The sequence below is a fragment of the Rubinisphaera margarita genome (assembly GCF_022267515.1).
Classification (GTDB): Bacteria; Planctomycetota; Planctomycetia; order Planctomycetales; family Planctomycetaceae; genus Rubinisphaera; species Rubinisphaera margarita.
In genome coordinates this window covers 1-17188 of sequence record NZ_JAKFGB010000017.1, presented here as the reverse complement: position 1 = coordinate 17188, position 17188 = coordinate 1, and the positions used below count along the sequence as shown (strand labels likewise).

Below are 17188 nucleotides of genomic sequence, written 5' to 3'. Positions count from 1 at the left end.
CTTGCGGGTTGTCAATTCGATTCGATTGCTCGTTATGATTGTTGATCACAACGCACCCTCCTTCGTGATGTGTCGCTTGAGTTCGTTCAAATAGCGTGTCGCAGCATCTATCTCTTCGCGAAGCATGTCGACTGGTTCGGTCTCTGAGAGCAAGTTTTCAAAAGCCAGCAGACGACTTTCGGTTTCAAAGAGAGCGGATTGGTTGACGCGGTCCAACTGTTCGATCTGTTGAACCTTGAACTCGTTCAGTTCGCAAACCAGGGCGTAAAGTTCATCCAACAGTGTTTGTAGTTGCTCGGATGTCAGCAGATGTTGAAAGAGTGTCGTCATGATTGTCCCTCAATGTGATGGGTTTTGTGAATTTGATAGATCATGCAGGTGTCGTGCAGTCCGGGGATGAACGAACTTTCGTAGTGTCGTCGGGACGAGGTATTCCCGTGCTGAAAGCGGACGATCTCGGTCGTGGCCGGCCAGAGTCCTTCGCGAATGGCCCGTTCGACGAGCAGCTGGGGCAGAGGTTGGTATCGCCCCCTGTCGCTGAAGCCGCCGAGCAAGACGGCGATCTTTCCGTGTGGATTGAGGACGGTTTTGGACAATCGGAGGATCGTCTGCATCCGATCCAGAAAGGCATCCAGCGTCGGCAGGCTGGAAAGACAGTTCTCGTGATTGTTGTAGCGGATCATGCGCCAGTACGGAGGATGGGCCCATATGAAGTCGACAGGTTGTATACCCTGATAACTTCGCGGGTCGGCCGCATCCTGGCCGTTCTTGAGATCCATCGTCTGACAGGGAATCTGCAGTTCGCGACAGACATCTTCGCAGGTGCCGCTGCCGCTCATCAGGTCGAGGACACTGCGGGCGTTGAAGTAGCGGATCAGGTCTCGAATCAAATAGCCGCCGCAATTGCCTCGATATCGAGAGTTTCCGTAAGGACCTCGTCCCCGTCGGGAGTGGATGCTGGTTAGATGCGGGACCGGACTGGCATTCACCGGTGCGGCTGGGAGTGGAACAAATTGAGTCATGGCTGTTCTCCTTCTGTGAGTTGCGTTGACCAAAGCAGGGCCGGGGAACAATTCGGCTTCTCAAGAGGAGTGGGTGCGGGCCGCCACGTTCGTGGCAACTCGGCCTCTTGAAGGGACGAATGACCCGGCCAGACTGGGAAACGCTGCCATCTCACGAAGGGAACGGCCTGAACCAATGCGGTAGCATTTTCGCGATCACGAAGGCCAACAGCCGAACTGCCAAACCAGGGCTTGAGTACGATCGCAGCCGCTGGGAGACAGATACGTTTTGACGCTGCATTGAGAGGTGTGATAGACTGGAAGAAATTCATCCAGGAGCAACTTCACGATGGCCACGCAGGAACAGATTGAATCCTTTCACCGGTTTGCTACCGAGCAATTGCGAAAAGGATCTCATGCGCTTTCGATGAGTGAACTCTTCGATCTTTGGGAGACGCAGAATCTGACACCCGAGGAGTATGACGAAAATGTGGCGGCGATTCGGGCTTCAATCAACGACATGCTGGCCGGAGAAACCGGACGTGATGCCGCTCAAGTCATTCATGAGGTCAGGACCGAATTGAATCTTCCTTCTCAGTCATGAAGTTTCGCGTCAAGACGCTGCCCAGGGCCGACGCAGATATCCTTCGCATTGCCCGCTACATTCACGATCGGTCTCCCCGAGGGGCGGAAGCATGGCTTGTGGCTTTGGAAAAGGCACTCGCTCGGCTGAAACAGGATCCACTGGCGTCTAGCGAAGCCATGGAGAATGACCAGTTTGAAATCGAAATCAGGCAGCAGCTTTTCAAGACCCGACGAGGGTTGGTTTATCGACTGATTTACACCGTCGTAGGTCACGAAGTAAGGGTGTTGCGTGTCCGCGGTTCTGGTCAGGCTCCGGTTGAGCCCCATGACGTCGATCCCCCTCTGGATTCAAAATGATGGACTTGTCCGTGGCTCTGGAAGTTTATGTCGAGGAAATGCCTGACCTCTTAGGACATCATTCCAGTCGGCTCCCACTGGCCCCGGAAAATCCGTGATCAACATTCGCTCGGCCGATCCCAGGGCTTCCTGAACCTGCTCGGCCAGTCGATGGCCTCCGGCGTCGTTATCGAAGGCCAGGACTATGACTGACTTTTCCGGCATTTTCCGAGCGGCTGATCTCAGGCATTCCCCCTGCAGGGGACTGATCTGGCCGGCGGTGCTGAAGAAGCGGTGGCCTTCAATTCCTTTGATAGCCGCATAGCTCAACAGATCGATGGCCGTTTCGCAGATCACCATGGTGTGGTCGTCCGGTCGGGGACGTGAGCAAGCCAGCCCTTTAATCCCTCCTGGTGAAAAGCCGGTCCAGCCGAGGTTCTTGATCTCAAATCCACATAGTCCGGCCGCATTGAAGTGGGGGAACAGAATATTGCTTCGGTCATCGATACGAATCCGATCCCGAAACACCGCATGATGGAGCACCGCTGCGGGAATTTCCCGCTCTTGCTCCAGATAATGATTCGATCTGCCCAGAGGTCGGGCTTTCAGCCAGTTCGCCAATACCTGGGCGGCATCGTGCTGGGATGGTTGGAGCGTGATCGGTAACGTCGGCAGATCTGTCGGGAAACTCCCGCCGGAGGTGAGCCAAGGACGCAACAGCTTGCGAACCTCCCCCAGGGAGACTCGATCGCGTGACTGGATAAAGTCAATGATGGTGCCGTTGTCGCTGCCCTTGGCATTGAAATAGACGTACTGCCCATTCGGAGATTTGGCGATGATCAGCTTATCGCCGTTGGCATGACGCATGACGACACTCGACCGACTGCTCTGCCGACGATCCAGCACGAAGCCTCGCGAGGCCACGTACTGGCAAAGGTCGATCCGCTTCATGTCTTCCAGCTCGGTGCTACGCGACGTCATCCTTCACCATAGCGCACCTTCGGTGAGATGGGCAAATCCACGCCGGGGCAATGGGAAAAGAAGTTGTGCATGATTTGCGAGACGCGGAAAAGCTTCTGTCCCATCGCCCAAACGACGACCGAGATTCTGGAAATCAAGGTCAGTTCTCCTGTGGAAAAGAGCGGGGCGGTGGTCCGAGCCCCCTCCTCCCGGTCCCACCAGACGTGATACGTTCGGGAAGACGCTCGCGGAGCGAGTCCACCCATTTGAACGAGGAGCGATTGCGGAACTACACGTCAGAGAGCTTTGGACTACTGATCGCCTATCTGATTCCCGGATCCATCATGCTGTGGGGAATCGGTCAGTGGCATCCTGAGGTCCTCTCCTGGCTGGGAACCGTCCATGACGAACAACAGAGCATTGGCGGTTTTCTGTATGGCACTGTGGCTTCAATCGCCTGTGGACTGGTTGCAAGCACGGTCCGCTGGCTCCTGATCGATCCGATCCATCATTGGACCGGCGTGAGCAAACCGAAATGGAATCTGAGCGTACTCTACGAGCGGACAACCGCCTTCGAGATCCTGGTTGAAATTCACTATCGATACTACCAGTTTTATGCGAATTGCCTGATCGCGGGATGCTTTGCAATGCTGGCACACTGGATCATGGACGGGATCGCGATTCAGGAGATCTGCGTCGCGGCATCACTGATCCCCCTCTTCTTCGTTGCCTCCCGAGATACGCTTTCGAAGTACTACAGCCGCGTGGAGGTCATGCTGGAAAAACAAAAACCCTGACGTATGAACGCCAGGGCGGTGCTGAACCATCGACTCGTGCGACAGTCACTTCGATTTGGGCTGATCCTTGCCCTGCGTGCCTTTGGTGGTGGTCGATTGAGCTCCGTGGGCCTTGTCTCCGCCGTTGGTCATCGTGCCGTCCTTTCGAAAAATGAGAAAGCTGCTGAGAGACTGAATGTAGACGATCGAGTGTCATTCGATCATCTGTAGTGTAATCGTCTGAATGTGGCGATGCTATCGCCGTATGGAGAATTTCGAACAGATTTTCGGAAAAGTGATTCGCCGCCACCGCGAACGGCAAGGGCATTCCCAAGAGGGTTTCGCCTCGCTGGCGGGCGTTCATCGCACGTATATGAGCTCGATTGAACGCGGGAAGGTCCAGGTCAGCATCCGGATCGCGCAGGACTTGGCCGTGGCTCTCGACGTACCCTTAAGCAAGGTCTTTCGTGAGGTCGAGAAGGAGCTTGTCGATGCGAAGGGAGCCGCTCCGTAGCCAAGAAGTCGTGATCAGACTGCTGGAGAATCAGCTTCAACGGCAGTCCGCACGCTTCAAAAGTCCGAAGATGGAGCGGTGAAGCTGCAATTCGCCGCATCTCGCGCGGTCGATCATCGCTCGAAAGTAACCCGCCGGCTGACGGACTGGATCCTCGGTTCGTAGACAAGCCTGATCTGTGACCAGCACGCACAGCGTGGCTCCGGTCCGTCCCAGTGCCTGGCACGCTTCCGCCCAACTGGATTGTGAGATCTTCAGCTCACGGCGAATGACATAGGCGGCTTCGACGAGATCGGGCCAACCCGGATGAAGTGGCAGCAGGTCTCGAAATCGTTCGCTGGCGGCATGGACCGCCATTCCGATCGTCACGTGTTGGAGCCCCAAGTCAGCGGTCGGTGGTTTGGTCTCCAGCGGTTCGTCCAGCCTTTCCTGCAAGCCTGGCCCTGTCGGGGCTTCTGTATTTAATTCATTAAATGATTCCTGAGTGGTAGACTCTTTGTGCACGAACTTGGTTTCGTTGCTGGCGGAACAATTCGCGGTTTTTTCCGCTGAGGACGCACGCTGAGCCCCCTCCTCCCGCTTCCCGCTGCCTCCCTCCAGAGCAGCCGTCAGGTCGCTCAGCAGGTCTCGATGGCGCTGCAACAGCATGGTGAGCTTGTCGAGGTCGAGACTGGTTCTTAGCTGCACGGCGATTTGGTCATAACGCTGCTCAAAGATCAAGAGAGCAGGCTGAGCCCCCTCCTCTCGCAATTCCTGCAAGGTTGCCCGGATCTGACTGCGATACCACGAGATCTGGCGTTTGGTTTCCATCCAGGACTGATCGTAACGCTGTTTTTCGGCAAGCTTCTTCTCCAGTTCTTGCTTAAGAGCGGCCAGAGGTGTCAGCTCCACACCGTAGGCGTACTTGATGCGGCCGGTCACAGCATCCCGCTGGCCGTATCGCTTGTAGTTCCCGCTGTCATTCCAGGTAATGGCCCCCAGCTGAAATAATCCCTGCTCCAGTTTCTGAACCTGCCGTTCCGAAACGCCAAGGTCCAGAGCCGTGCGAGAGATCGACTGGTAGACGATCGGACGAGCCCCCTCCTCCCAGTCGCAGTCGCGCGTGAACGCTAGGTAATAGTCGAGCAGTTGAATCTGCCGGGGCGTGAAGCCGGCGTACGAGCCGACCCTCTTAATCAGGAGCAGCAGATCGTAGCGATTGATCCCCTCTTCCAGCCCGGCGATATGCTGGCACAGCTCGGTCGAGTGGCGGTACTCTGGCGAGCTGACACGGCAGCCGGCCGAGGGATGAGAGGGTGAGATAGTTGTGGAAATCATTGATCAGTTTACGTTCATGACAGCTCACTCCTCCAGGGGCGAATTGGGTGCAAAAAAGTGTTTGCAGAATCAGTTTTTGATTTGCATCGCCTGCTGAAGTGCGCTAGGTTGAGATTGCTACATCACACGAAGTCACACTTCAAATTCTGAAAACCGCCGCCGGAAAACGGCGGTTTTTCTTTGGGATCATGGCTGTATCGAGTGGACGTCCTCCTTGAGTGGGGTTGGATGGTTGGACTGACCAGAACAGTCAGCCCGGTGAGCTCAGGAAGCCACGATTCGGCGTCCCTTGTAAACGACCATACATGATTTCTGACCAGTTGGCGACAAGATTTGTCCTGTCCAGTGTCGCACAGGGCTGAGCAGGATGTTCGCCAGGTTGAACGCGACTGGCTGTCCAGAATCAGATCTGCCGAGCGATATCAAGTACTTGGGCTGAACAGGGAGGGCAGGGGAGTGCTGACCAGTGGTCACCTGCTGTTGACCAACGCATTGTCCAGCGCCTTGAATGCCGCTGTGCACGACTGATCGCACGGTGTTCAACAGGTGTCGAACAGGCTGCACACTGCTTGAACAGGGCTGGCACCAAAGGGGATGGACAAGAAGCAATTGCGCTCCAGTCCGCAGGCGTGCTATGGTCAGAGAATGTTCAACTTCTAACCATCGCTGTTCAATCGTGACCAACACCAAGTACACCATCTCAGCCGCCAATCGCATTACCGGCAAGAGCCGGACGACGATCACCAAGCACATCCGTGCCGGCCGTCTTTCGGTCACCCAGGATGACCAGGGAAATAAACTGATCGACGCAGCGGAATTGATTCGGGTGTACGGTGACGACTGCAACTTTGATCGGGAAGAGAAGTCGACAGATCAAACGAGTGCAGGTCACTCCACCGGTAACAGCTCTCTCGAGGTTCAGCAGCTGAAAGACCAACTCGCTCGGGAAACGACTGAACGGGAACGGGAGCGGCAGCAATATCGAGAACAGATCGAGCATCTCCAGGAAACGCTCAAGCGTGCTCAGGAGGGACAGAACTCCGTGACCCGTCTTCTGGAAAATCAGAAGCAGGGGCGAGGGGACTGGGAAGAGGCGATCAAGACGATTGAAAAGCGTCTCGCCAATCAGGAGCAGGCGACAAAAGCCGAACTGGAATCGCTTAAGGCAGCTGCCAATAAAAAGCTGATGCGATACCGAGATGCCCTGGAGAAAGAACGCAACAAATCGTTCTGGCAGCGACTCTGGTCCTGACAATCAAAACGGGAGGAGGGGGGCCGGATGCTCTTTACGACCGGCGTCAAAAACCGGGTGCTGGAACAGGCGAGTCTCTTTGTTTCCGTGACGGGCGATCATCCTGCAGATCACTTTAAGATACTTCATCAAACCACTCGCATCGCCTGGCCCACTGGGAACCACATCTGACTAGCAGCGGCCAGAAGTAAGGGGCGGACGAATGTCTGCAGCCGCGATAGAGGCGAAAGCAAACAGTGATTGACCAGCAGATTCAACAGCTTAAGGGACAAATCTCATGTTTGAGATGAGCTCCGGAAACGCTTCGCCGGTGCTGCGGTCTGCAGGATGCGGCCCCAAGTTCAACCAAAACATGAAGTGACGGCGAGAACTCAACTCCTGAGGAGAAGAGGGGGCAGCCACGATCTGAAACGTTGCGTTTCGAATTTGAGTGTTGGTCTATCCGGCAAGAGGGAACGGTCGTCGCTTCTACGAGATCACCCGCAAGCCGACCCGAGTGCGGTATTTCTAATACTCGCTCGGCAGCATGAGAGTAAAACCTTCGCCGTTGTGACCGGCCCAGATCTCGATGCTTGCCAAAGGAAAGTCGGTATAGGGAATCGTCTGCTGGATGAAAGCCGGTTCGCCGCTGTCCGCGATTGCGGTCAGTTCGGCGGACCGGTCTGGTGACACGGCCAGCTTCCAGAAGTGGAGGAGGGGGATCCGTTGATCCTGGTCCGCAGCCCGCTGAAAGACAGGACTGCCGATATGGCTGGCGATGGCATCGATCAGCCAGTAGGCCCCGCCGTTTTCTGCCACGTACTGGACGCCCTCCGTGTAAATCACGGCGCGATTGAACGCATGACGGAAGAATCGCGTTGAGCCGGTGAATTGTCCCAGATCGTCAAGGTTGCGGGGACACATCATGGTCCTCGGAATCAGACTGTCGATCCTGAGCCTTGAGCAACTGGAGTTGCCCGAAAGCCTGCTGTGCCAGGAAGGCGACCCGCAGGAGATCGTCGGCGGGGACTTTCGTCGTATCCTGAAACCCGCTCTCAGTCTTGAACGTCCGCACCAGATCGGCGACGTACCACGGTCCGTTTTCTCCTTCGTTCCGCCAAATGACGCACTTGAGATTGCCCTGGCGGATCGTCGCTGCCGGCTTCTGGGGTGATGTGGACTCGGATTTTGATTTTGCTTTGGCCATCTTGAACCTCCTTGTTGGTGACAGCATCGACACTGCCATCAACTCAATCGATGAGTCAAGTCGTATTTCAATCGGCAGTTGCGCCGGTGTGATCGTCGCCCAACAATTGAAGGGCTTTTGGCGTGAGAACTTGCGCCGATCGGTGATGTGTGGCATTCTGGGGAGATCGAAAACAGCATCATGGCCTGACTTGCGAGAAGACGACGCCCATCACAATCTCCAATCACAGCGACTTCCCCTCGCGGAGTTCCGCCAGCTGACCGATCGAGTAGTTCGAATCAGTCGAGACTGGGTCAGCGGAGTTCTGGAGGATCACTCCTTTTTGCAGCATTGCGATGAGGTGCTTGCCTTCAACGTCATCATCGCCGAGATGGCGAGCGACGATGATGAGTACGACTGGTCCGCGCTGCCTGAAGAATTGCGTGAACAGTGCGAGTTTGAAGCCGATCGTCATGGGAATGCGATCCGTTTGCTGAAGGCAACCCGTCAAGCACTCGTGGACGGTCAGAGGCTCACTATGTCGGGAGAAGATCTTCTTGTCCGAGTCTCGCTGCTCGCACACCGACTTCAACAATGGCGAATCTCTCCAGATCTCTTGGTCGATCGGCTCCGTTCAGACGCTCGATCGGACGGGTGGTCCTCTCCCTCGCCGTAGGCCGATCGGCGAATGAGGAAGTGCGCTCGTTTGGCTCACTGATTCTGAATGACCGCTTTCGACGTGGCGAGACGGCGACACTGATTAAGACGCTTTTGGCATGTCGCGTACCTGGTGGCGACATTGTCTCCCAGCCACTCCAACAGCTTTGCATAATCAATCTTTGTCCGATCGATCCGGACACGTTCTCCCGGTTGGAGCTGAGGATAAGGTTGTCCGGGGCACCAGTGAGTGAATCCTTGTTGGACGAAGTCGGGCCGCAACCCACCGACCACGATCTTGAGGTGGCGAGTCGAATAGAATGAGCCGGTCCCGATGTAAAGCTGCTCCTGGATCTGATCGACCTTCAAGATTGAGATCGACTGGAACTGCATCAGGAAGGAGAGGGCTCCTGTTTTCAGGATCGTCTCCAGTTCGGTCAGCTCAAAACAGACCGCCATACGGACCGGGTCCAGTTGCTCCAGAAACTGTAAGACATATTCCCAACTCCGCCATCCGCCGGCCATTCTCTGATAGAACGCCTGGGCGACAGGGTCAGGCAGTCGAGCGATATGAGCGGCGGCGTAATACTCACGAACCGACTTGTGAATGAAAAAGCAATAGCCGGCTTCCTCAACGATCAGACTTGTGATATCGATGACATCGTGAACGATGAGCGACGGAGAGCGCGGCTTCAACTGCAGCGCTTCAGAGATCTTCACCGAGAGTTCCTGGACTTGCCGGATATGTGGGGGACGATCTCCAAACTGTGCGTGCACCGCGAAGCAGATGGCCTGGAACGCAGATTCCAGATCAAAGGGAAGAAGTTCGGATCTGATTTCCCGCCGAGGTCCGGCTTCCGCCGTGTTATGCCGACGAACCAGGGCGTCAAAGAGGTCTCGATAATAGGCGGTCAGATCATGCGGGATGGTGTGCGAATACTGGTACTTGATGACAAGGAGAGCCGCGAAGATCGGAGCGGTCAACAGGTTCACCAACATTCGATTGGCCGTATCAAGCTGAGCCGTGATTTGCTCGGCCTCCTCGGGAGAAGCATAGATACGGACCAGGGCCCGCACGTCGTTGAGGTTCAGAGGCGCGATGGAATAGGGGTGCAACCAGTCGCAGGCAAGAATCCCCGAGTCCGGTCGAGAGGTCACGACAATTCTCATGGTTGGATTGGCTTCGCGAAGATCCGCCAGTTCCGTCAGAAATTCCCCGCGTCGGGCGGCAGCCAACTCGTCAATCGCATCAAACAGCAGTGAGATATGTCCCTCTCGCAGAAGTTCCTTCAGCTGTTGGCGACTCTCGCACAAGCCCCAGTGCTGCAGTCTGGAATGGATGACCTCGACCAAGGGACGCTTGGGGAGACGTCGCAACTCGAAAAACAGTGGCAGTGACTGCTCTTTGATTGCTTCCTGAATAGCCAGATAACGCAGGAAAACCGACTTGCCCTGGCCGGCCGTTCCTAGGATGACGCATGCCTTCGCTGAGAGATCGTGCAACGTATCCGCCACGAAAGACTCCGTGCGTTTGGAGCCGCTCGCTCCTTGCGCCGAACGATCCTGCAGAGCCGTGCGGTAATAGATGGAACGCAGGGAGGTCTTTTCGTTCGGACGAACGAGCGTGTGGATCTGATCGACGACAAGGAGTTGCGGCTGCAACTGGCGAATGACTTCCGAAGTGATGGTGGCGACTTCGTTCTCCAGGAAGGGAACGACAGCGATGTCCTGCAGCTTGCATCCCAGTGCCGTTGCCAAGGCGTAGAGCAGCGTAGCATCCATCCGCGGGGTTCGCTCGATCTCATCGGCGGATTTACGTTTCCGGCCCTTCGAGCTGGCAAGTCCCCGCTCGGCTTCTGAAATTTTGGGCTGCAGAATCCCCGTCATCTCGCTCAGTTGAAGCTGGGTGAGGCCTTGCTTGTCGCGCCGGTCGCGCAGCGCCTCGGGCTTCCATGCCAGTCGCCGATAGCGATCAGACGGCAGGATCTCATCCAACGCTTTCTGGATCTCCTCATAGTCGCGATCGATATGCACGATATGGTCCTTTTAGATCCGGAGACCATAAAACAGGGATTTGCCCTCGACGCTCCCGCCCCCAGAATCCCCTCGATTTCGCTCTCGCCGGGAACCGTCTTCCTGAGCAACTGATGCCCGTGAACAGGGCAGGGCGACAACCACATCTCTTTGTGAAAAGGGGACCGTGATGCTCAGCGTCGTCACACTGCTGGCCCAGGCCAGCGAAACCGAACCGAACAGTGGGTTCGGTGCATTTCTGCTGTTCGTGATCATCTGCATTCTGATCGCGATCTTCAACTCCGGCAACAAGAAGCGTGATTACGACATCCACATGGTCGGTCACGCTAAACAGCGGTAGCCGGAAACGATCTCGGGTGGCTGCACGGTGTAGCCACCCGCTTTTCTAAGGAGTGAATGATGTCCGTCCTGCGTGAACCATCCTTCGTAAGTTTTCAGATTCTGCAGCAGTACTGGTACTGGTGGGTCCTGGTGTTCGTCGCCGCCGCATTCAGCCTCGGTTGGTCCGCAGCGGTGCTGATCATGGTCCTGCTCTGCTGGCGGGCCGTCGAAATCTATCTGACCTGGCAGATGCTGCATCACGTCCACCGTGGTTGAACGCAGTCTTCTGCAAATCTCATCTGCTTGTCCGTTAACAATCATTGGAGACTTAACTATGGCCATCAACCCTTACGCCATGATTCTTTCCGGCGGAAGTCATAGCGAAATCCTCGACCGCTGGGCCGAGTTGTCAGCGGCCGACCAGCAACAGGCCGCGGCTGAGGTTCGCGATGAACAGATTCCCGACATTGCCACTTATATTGTGGACACGTGCCAGCTGGTTGGCGTGCAGAAAACGCTGATCTTTGGCGGGATGCTGCATCTGTTCGCCACCGTCGTTCAGCCTGCCGATCGGCAGGAGCTGTTCGAGAACCTGCTGGAAGATCTCGACCTCTCCCGGACCCAGGCCTTCCGCTGCCGCGCTGTCTGGGAGCGGTTTGGACTCAAGTTCTCACGGGAAACCTCGCTGCACCGACATTTCTGCGCAGAGAGCCTCAAGATCCTCGCCGAAGAACGCACGCCGGATGACGCACGCGAGGAAGCGATTATGCTGGCTCAGAACAACGAACGGATCACCATCAAGCGGGCCAAAGCTCTGCAGAAGAAATATGGTCTGCAACCGGTGGCCAACGTCTCACCGTCCGCGGGGGCATCCACGCCCCGCGCCGCTTCGAGCCGCTGGTCGTTTGCCGGTGCCTTCGTCCGCATTCAGCTGATTCCGGCCAAAGCCAACAGTGTCCCGGATGTCTCCAAAATGATCGCTGACCTGGAAGCCGCCATCGCCGAACTCAAGGCCGGCGGTCCGAACGCCCGTGTCGCCTGATTTTCTTTGAAGGACCGTCCCATGTTTGACGCCTTTCGACAGTTCGATCCCGTCTACTCGTCGACGGGGCGGCATGAGCCGCCTCCGCCGCTGCGGCGACGCAAAACCCTCAAACAACGCTTCGTCTTCTACGTGGCTAATCTGCTGGTGCTCCCTGTGATCTGTCTGGTGTATGCCACGATCATCGCTGACGGCATTCGGGTGCTGATGCCGATCTTCCAGAAGCGGCTCTACCAGCTGCCGATTCCGGGAGCGGGACTGGCGCGTCACTACGATGGCTGGGACCGCGCCGATCTGGCGATCATCGTCTCTGTGCTGCTGTTCTTCGTGATCACCTGGCTCTGGTGCCGGATCTTCACGGAACTGCAGGGCCACGGACCGATCTGGTCGCAGCGGCAGCGTTCGCCGATCCTGTTCTATCTGCTGACCTTCACGGCCGGGGTGATCATCATTGTTGACGCCGGCATCTTCTACTTCGGCCTGGCCAGCCAGACCTCTCAAGGCTGGTCCGATGCGCCGGAATTCGTGGTCCCGGCGGCCACGTTGATCTACTGCTGTGGACTGGCCCTGCTGGGCTGGTGGCATTCCGATTACTCGACCTCTCATCTTGTCTAGGAGTCCGTCCCATGAAGACTCTGTTCAACTGGCCGGTTGGTACGTTGCTGGCCTTTTTGCTGCTCAGCGGCTGCGTCAAGAGTCCCGACGTCGGCGAAACCGCACCCTTTGAATCCCAGGAACTCGATGCCTGCCTCTCGATCGTGATCGACATGTCCGGCTCCTTCAGCGAGATCTGGGAGGACCGGGCCTATGACCTGTTCCTCAATCTGTCGGATCGTTACTTCAACGACTCGATGGGAACCGAGAACCGATTGATCATCAGTCAGCTCAGCGGGAATGAGCAGGCGGTGCTGTTTGAGGGGACGCCGACTGACTTGCGGCGACGTTTCCGCAGCCCGCAGGAGCTGAGCCAGTTCCTGAAAGGCAGTTCTGATCCGGGGGCGTCCCACGTCTACGAGGCGACCCGCCGCACACTCGACTATGTCGGCAGTGTGACTGGAGTTACCTCCGACACTCGGCTGCTGACGGTCATTCTCAGCGACATGATCGACACCCAGTCGGCGTCCCAAATTTGGGATCCGACGGTGCCGAGTCCGCTGTCGGACTCCCTCCGCCGCTACCAGGCCAAGGGAGGAGGGCTCGCCCTCTACTTCGTGGCCGAGTCGGAACGGGAACGCTGGAACGAACTCCTGAGGGAGACCGGTTTCCAGCCTGGCCACTACGTGATCGAGAGCAGTCTCGCCGCGAATCCCCAGCTGCCCCGTTTTGACTGATCGTGTCAGGAGCGTTCCGATGCAGATGTCATCTCTCAATCCAGATCTGCTCAATGATCTGCCCCGGGGCAAGAATCGAGAGCTCGTCGGCACGCCGCCGCACGCGTACTTCGAAGCCCCGGCGAATCTGGCCGCGACCGCCTCGCTGCGATTCGAGCCGGACAAGAACCCGCACGCCAAACTGTTTCTGGGCGTGGGGGAGGGCAAGGTGGTTGAGGAGCCACGCCAGCCGGATGGGCGGCTTCCCCGCCATATCTCCGGCGGCATACCCATTGGTCTGCTGGACGATCGGCACCACGTTCTGATCGCTGGCAGTCGGGCCGGGAAGGGGCGATCCGTCCTGTTGCCGAACCTGTTCCTATTGCCGGCGACATCCTCGATCCTGTGTATCGATCCGAAGGGAGATTTAGCCCGAATCTCAGTCCCGTGGCGAGCCGGGAAACTTCATCAGCCGGTCGGCGTCCTCGATCCCTTCGACGTCTCCGGCCCCGGCACGCGTCCCTATCGCATCGCGCTGAATCCTCTGGAAGTACTCGATCCCGACAACCCCCGCACCTTTGTTCCCAATGCCAAACTTCAAGCCGACTCTCTGATCGTGTCAGGAGACTTTAAGGACCGTCACTGGGACGAGACGAGCAAACAGATCCTGGGCGGACTCATCCTGCATGTCCGCACCTGCGAGCGGTATGCCGAAGTCCGGGATCTGCTCACGGTGTGGCACCTGGCCGCCGAGCTGGCCACTCCCGATCCAGACCATCCTTCCCGCTACTGGCTGGAGCAGGAAATGCTGGCCAACGGGGACGCCGCCGGCGGCATGGTCCGCAACGCCGCCCGTCAGTTCTACGACCGCTCCGGCGGCGAATTCTCCTCCGTGCTCAGCAACCTCCGCAAACATCTCGACTTCCTGGGGATCGAATGCATGCGGGAGTGCCTCACCGGTCCCTCGGTCGATCTGCGGGACCTCAAACGCAAATCCCTGGCGCTCTACGTCACACTCCCCGCCATGCGGATGAGCGAACTGAGCGGCTGGCTGAGAATGGTGGTCCAGCTGGCGATCGCCGCCCATGAAGAGGAGCCGCAGCAGTTCGGCCCTTCGACCCTGATGCTGCTCGATGAGTTCCACGTCCTGGGCAAACTCGCCTGCCTGGAGACGGCCGCCGCCCAGATGGCGGGGCTGGGCCTCAAGATCTTCACGGTGCTCCAGGACCTCGGCCAGCTCAAGAGCCGCTACCCACAGGGCTGGGAAACCTTCATCGGCAACGCCGGGTGCCTGCAGACCTTCGGTCTGGCCGATCAGACCACACTCGACTACGTCTCCCAGCGCCTGGGAGAAACAGCCACACTCTCTCGCTCCACACAGCTGCCTGGCTTTGATCAGGCGACTCAGCAGGGACTCAGTGGCGAATCCTGGTCCTTGGGAACGCACCGTCTGCTGACGGCGGAAGAAGTCGGCCGCTACTTTGCCCGCGACGATCACAAGCTGCGGCAGTTGATCCTGCGGCCGGGCCATCGTCCGGCCATCCTGCAGCGGGCCTTCTATGACAAACACGAACTGATTCGGGGGCGGTGCAATGGCTGCTGACCGAGGATTCATCAGAGTGACCGCGCCGGGACTGCCATCCTGGCCAAGGTTGTATTTTCATCCGGAGAACCGGCAGGCCGTCGTCCCGCTGCGACTGACGACCTGGCGCAGCTGGGAGTGGGCGTATCTGACCGCCGGTCTGGTCGCATGGACAATCAATCTGCTGGCGACCGCCTACGTCTGGAACTACTTGGCGTTTGTGGAGAACCCCATCGGCCGGGGAATGGTGACGTTCGTGGCCTTGGGCGTGGTGGCCACGGTCACGAAGCCGCTTGTGCCGGCGGCGCTGGGAGCCTTTCTGGCGCGGCAGCTGTTTGCCTTCCGGAGCACCGTCTGGTTCACGCCATACGTGATCGCGTTTAAGAGCCCGCTTTATGAAGGCGGTGTCCAGCTGGACCGCCAGTGGAAGGACCATCCGGTCCTGTTTCGGTTTGACATGTCGATCGACGCCGACGCGCACTCGAAGCTGACGTTGAATGAGACGCCAAATCATCTCCGTCGTCATTACCAGTCGGCTCAACTGCTGCGACTGGTGATCATGGCGGCGGATGCGCATCGGTGGACTGCGACTGCTCAAAATTCGCAGATGCGATCGCTTCCCATGTTGGAAATCGACGGGAAGGACGTTTCCGCCGTGGCCACCGTCTTAACCGGAGCGATGGCACTGACGACAGGGCAGAGCCCACAGGTTTCACAGAGCATCTCTGGACACGACATCGACATGTTCGCGCAGTGAGAAAGGCACAGCATGTTTTACACCATCCGTGAAGTCGCTAGTCAGCTGAAGATTAGTCTAAGTATGGCATACGCTCTCGTAGGTCGTGGTGATCTAGCTTGTTATGAAATTGGATCGTGCAAGAGGGTGAAACACTCGGATCTCGAAGAATTCTTAGAGCGTCATCGGAAGGAAATGAATCGGCTTCCCTCAGGAACTAAGAAGCACTTTTGATGAAAGTGCATCGGGCATGGGACTTGACAGGAAATTGAATCAACTTGAGTTGAGAAGAAGAACTCAGCAAGTATGCATCTTGAATAACGCTAGAGGATCATTACCAATCGGATTTTGTTTTAACTCGTTGACGATCACATGTTCAGTGTGTACGATCAGTGCGGATTAAGTGTGTCGTTGATCCTGTTCGCGAGGTTCAAATGGAGTCGGAACGACCGTTTGGGCCTTCCTCTTTTGAAGCGATTTAGACTCGGAGGATGCTGTGGCTACGATTGCAAATTACAAAGGGCTCAGCGTCGTTGATGACGCAACAGGCGATGGCGGTCAGATGCTGACGTCCGATTTCAAGACTTTGGCGGACCGAGCTCCCACGATCGACGACGTGGCTCCTGGCTCCACGGATGACGAGAGCTTGGGGTATTTCGTCGGTTCGACGTGGATGAACAGCATCGATCAAGTTCTGTATCAGTGTGTTGATGCGACTGAGGATGCCGCTGTGTGGAAGTCTGTGGCGAAACGGGATGCTGCAGCTTTGAGACTTGTTCCGAATGATGACGGATCTGTAGTCGTCGGAAACCTTGAACTGACGGCGAACAGTATTTCAAGCTTGGATACCGACGGGGATATTGCGTTGTTGCCCGACGGCACGGGGATGGTGGGTATCGGCATCTCGGATCCCGTAGCGTTGCTTCATGTCAAAGGAAATTCACCAGTATTCCAGCTGGAGTCCAGCGGCACAGATCAGAATATCGATATGAAATTTGTGGAGAATGGCACCACAAAGGGCCGTTTCTTCTACCGCGGGGACGCCGGGGCTAACAAATATTTTGGGTTCGTTAACAACGCGGCCGACTATCTGTCGATGTGGTCATCGATTTTCAGAGTCTTCGGTACGCTGAGTACGAATTCACAAACAATGTACATCAGTTATGGGAATGGGATTATTCTCAACAGTGATGATGAGACACCTGGCGCCGGTTTGGAAGTGCATACGGCCAAGGATCAGAACGTTTTGCAATTGATCCAAGTGAATAATTCTCGAGCATTCTGCCACTTCAGTGCGTCGTCCGCTGCAGATGCGAGTAAACCAATAACGACGAACACGAGTGGATTTACGCTTGATGGATTTGTCCGTGTCCAGATCGGCGGAGCGATCAAGTGGATGCCGTATTATAGCTATCCGTCGTAAGCGGTAACGTGGGGGAAGAAATTCGACGCCCTCACATTGGCCTTGGCGAAAATCGACTCGTGGAATTTTGCGCTGATGCGGGTGATTTGCTGGCATGATGGCAGCGAGGGTTGTATAGGCATCAGCGATTTTCGGATTGAGTCGAGTTTACGGGCGTTCTGTCCGCGTTTTCCTTGC

Annotated in this window: 23 protein-coding genes; 15 read left to right on the top strand and 8 right to left on the bottom strand. The window is 56.8% G+C overall.

Annotation, left to right across the window (positions count from 1 at the left end):
- Nucleotides 1-45: 45 nt before the first annotated feature.
- Both L1A08_RS17675 and L1A08_RS17670 read right to left on the bottom strand, forming a co-directional pair.
- On the bottom strand, nt 46-330 hold the full coding sequence (locus tag L1A08_RS17675) for a hypothetical protein (RefSeq protein WP_238757851.1): 285 nt from the start codon (nt 328-330) through the stop codon (nt 46-48).
- Nucleotides 327-1022, bottom strand: a complete 696-nt coding sequence (locus tag L1A08_RS17670) for a hypothetical protein (RefSeq protein WP_238757850.1) — start codon at nt 1020-1022, stop codon at nt 327-329. The genes L1A08_RS17675 and L1A08_RS17670 overlap by 4 nt, the downstream gene beginning before the upstream one ends.
- 406 nt (nt 1023-1428) lie before the next feature.
- Here L1A08_RS17670 and L1A08_RS17665 point away from each other — a divergent pair, with 406 nt between their 5' ends.
- Entirely contained in the window at nt 1429-1605 is a 177-nt protein-coding gene (locus L1A08_RS17665; protein WP_238757849.1) for a hypothetical protein, read from the top strand.
- Nucleotides 1602-1943 (top strand): type II toxin-antitoxin system RelE/ParE family toxin, encoded by a 342-nt coding sequence (locus L1A08_RS23035; RefSeq protein WP_390896915.1) that lies wholly within the window; start codon nt 1602-1604, stop codon nt 1941-1943. Before L1A08_RS17665 ends, L1A08_RS23035 begins: the two co-directional genes overlap by 4 nt.
- Here the strand turns inward: L1A08_RS23035 and L1A08_RS17660 are convergent.
- Nucleotides 1935-2903 carry a DUF3991 and TOPRIM domain-containing protein gene (locus tag L1A08_RS17660; RefSeq protein WP_238757848.1) on the bottom strand — a complete coding sequence of 323 codons (969 nt, stop codon included), beginning with the start codon at nt 2901-2903 and terminating at the stop codon, nt 1935-1937. The two genes, L1A08_RS23035 and L1A08_RS17660, sit on opposite strands and share 9 nt — an antisense overlap.
- Nucleotides 2904-3163: 260 nt before the next feature.
- On the opposite strand from L1A08_RS17660, the gene L1A08_RS17655 reads away from it, so the two are divergent.
- The gene (locus L1A08_RS17655; protein WP_238757847.1) at nt 3164-3679 is read left to right on the top strand and encodes a hypothetical protein; all 516 of its coding nucleotides are present in this window, start codon (nt 3164-3166) and stop codon (nt 3677-3679) included.
- Between the two features lie 244 nt (nt 3680-3923).
- Nucleotides 3924-4172: a helix-turn-helix domain-containing protein gene (locus L1A08_RS17650; protein WP_238757846.1), complete on the top strand. Its 249-nt coding sequence runs from the start codon at nt 3924-3926 to the stop codon at nt 4170-4172.
- A gap of 36 nt (nt 4173-4208) precedes the next feature.
- On the opposite strand, the gene repC is transcribed toward L1A08_RS17650, so the two are convergent.
- Nucleotides 4209-5489 (bottom strand): plasmid replication protein RepC, encoded by a 1281-nt coding sequence (gene repC / locus L1A08_RS17645; protein ID WP_238757845.1) that lies wholly within the window; start codon nt 5487-5489, stop codon nt 4209-4211.
- 676 nt (nt 5490-6165) lie between these two features.
- Between repC and L1A08_RS17640 the strand changes: the two genes are divergently transcribed.
- Nucleotides 6166-6741, top strand: a complete 576-nt coding sequence (locus L1A08_RS17640; protein WP_238757844.1) for a hypothetical protein — start codon at nt 6166-6168, stop codon at nt 6739-6741.
- A gap of 507 nt (nt 6742-7248) precedes the next feature.
- Here L1A08_RS17640 and L1A08_RS17635 read toward each other — a convergent pair.
- Both L1A08_RS17635 and L1A08_RS17630 read right to left on the bottom strand, forming a co-directional pair.
- Nucleotides 7249-7647 carry a DUF6876 family protein gene (locus tag L1A08_RS17635; protein WP_238757843.1) on the bottom strand — a complete coding sequence of 133 codons (399 nt, stop codon included), beginning with the start codon at nt 7645-7647 and terminating at the stop codon, nt 7249-7251.
- Nucleotides 7625-7927, bottom strand: a complete 303-nt coding sequence (locus L1A08_RS17630) for a hypothetical protein (RefSeq protein WP_238757842.1) — start codon at nt 7925-7927, stop codon at nt 7625-7627. The genes L1A08_RS17635 and L1A08_RS17630 overlap by 23 nt, the downstream gene beginning before the upstream one ends.
- On the opposite strand from L1A08_RS17630, the gene L1A08_RS17625 reads away from it, so the two are divergent.
- Nucleotides 7920-8582 (top strand): hypothetical protein, encoded by a 663-nt coding sequence (locus tag L1A08_RS17625; protein ID WP_238757841.1) that lies wholly within the window; start codon nt 7920-7922, stop codon nt 8580-8582. The genes L1A08_RS17630 and L1A08_RS17625 overlap by 8 nt on opposite strands.
- Nucleotides 8583-8617: 35 nt before the next feature.
- Here the strand turns inward: L1A08_RS17625 and L1A08_RS17620 are convergent, their stop codons facing one another.
- Entirely contained in the window at nt 8618-10597 is a 1980-nt protein-coding gene (locus L1A08_RS17620; protein WP_238757840.1) for an NACHT domain-containing protein, read from the bottom strand.
- A gap of 169 nt (nt 10598-10766) precedes the next feature.
- On the opposite strand from L1A08_RS17620, the gene L1A08_RS17615 reads away from it, so the two are divergent.
- The 9 genes from L1A08_RS17615 (at nt 10767) to L1A08_RS17580 (ending at nt 17011) form a co-directional block, all read left to right on the top strand.
- Nucleotides 10767-10937, top strand: coding sequence for a hypothetical protein (locus L1A08_RS17615; protein WP_238757839.1), 171 nt, complete (start codon nt 10767-10769; stop codon nt 10935-10937).
- Between the two features lie 59 nt (nt 10938-10996).
- On the top strand, nt 10997-11194 hold the full coding sequence (locus L1A08_RS17610; RefSeq protein WP_238757838.1) for a hypothetical protein: 198 nt from the start codon (nt 10997-10999) through the stop codon (nt 11192-11194).
- 58 nt (nt 11195-11252) lie between these two features.
- Complete coding sequence (locus L1A08_RS17605; protein WP_238757837.1) at nt 11253-11960, top strand: hypothetical protein; 708 nt, start codon at nt 11253-11255, stop codon at nt 11958-11960.
- Nucleotides 11961-11981: 21 nt separating this feature from the next.
- A complete protein-coding gene (locus tag L1A08_RS17600) occupies nt 11982-12575 on the top strand; it encodes a hypothetical protein (protein WP_238757836.1) in 594 nt (197 codons plus the stop codon).
- 11 nt (nt 12576-12586) lie between these two features.
- Nucleotides 12587-13291, top strand: a complete 705-nt coding sequence (locus L1A08_RS17595; protein WP_238757835.1) for a hypothetical protein — start codon at nt 12587-12589, stop codon at nt 13289-13291.
- A 19-nt stretch (nt 13292-13310) separates the two neighbouring features.
- Nucleotides 13311-14873: a type IV secretory system conjugative DNA transfer family protein gene (locus L1A08_RS17590; RefSeq protein WP_238757834.1), complete on the top strand. Its 1563-nt coding sequence runs from the start codon at nt 13311-13313 to the stop codon at nt 14871-14873.
- A 16-nt stretch (nt 14874-14889) separates the two neighbouring features.
- Nucleotides 14890-15609 carry a hypothetical protein gene (locus tag L1A08_RS17585; RefSeq protein WP_238757833.1) on the top strand — a complete coding sequence of 240 codons (720 nt, stop codon included), beginning with the start codon at nt 14890-14892 and terminating at the stop codon, nt 15607-15609.
- Between the two features lie 12 nt (nt 15610-15621).
- Nucleotides 15622-15822, top strand: coding sequence for a helix-turn-helix domain-containing protein (locus tag L1A08_RS23030; protein WP_390896913.1), 201 nt, complete (start codon nt 15622-15624; stop codon nt 15820-15822).
- Between the two features lie 262 nt (nt 15823-16084).
- Nucleotides 16085-17011: a hypothetical protein gene (locus L1A08_RS17580; protein WP_238757832.1), complete on the top strand. Its 927-nt coding sequence runs from the start codon at nt 16085-16087 to the stop codon at nt 17009-17011.
- Here the strand turns inward: L1A08_RS17580 and L1A08_RS17575 are convergent.
- A partial coding sequence (locus L1A08_RS17575) for a hypothetical protein (protein WP_238757831.1) occupies nt 16999-17188 on the bottom strand: 190 nt, incomplete at its 5' end. The genes L1A08_RS17580 and L1A08_RS17575 overlap by 13 nt on opposite strands.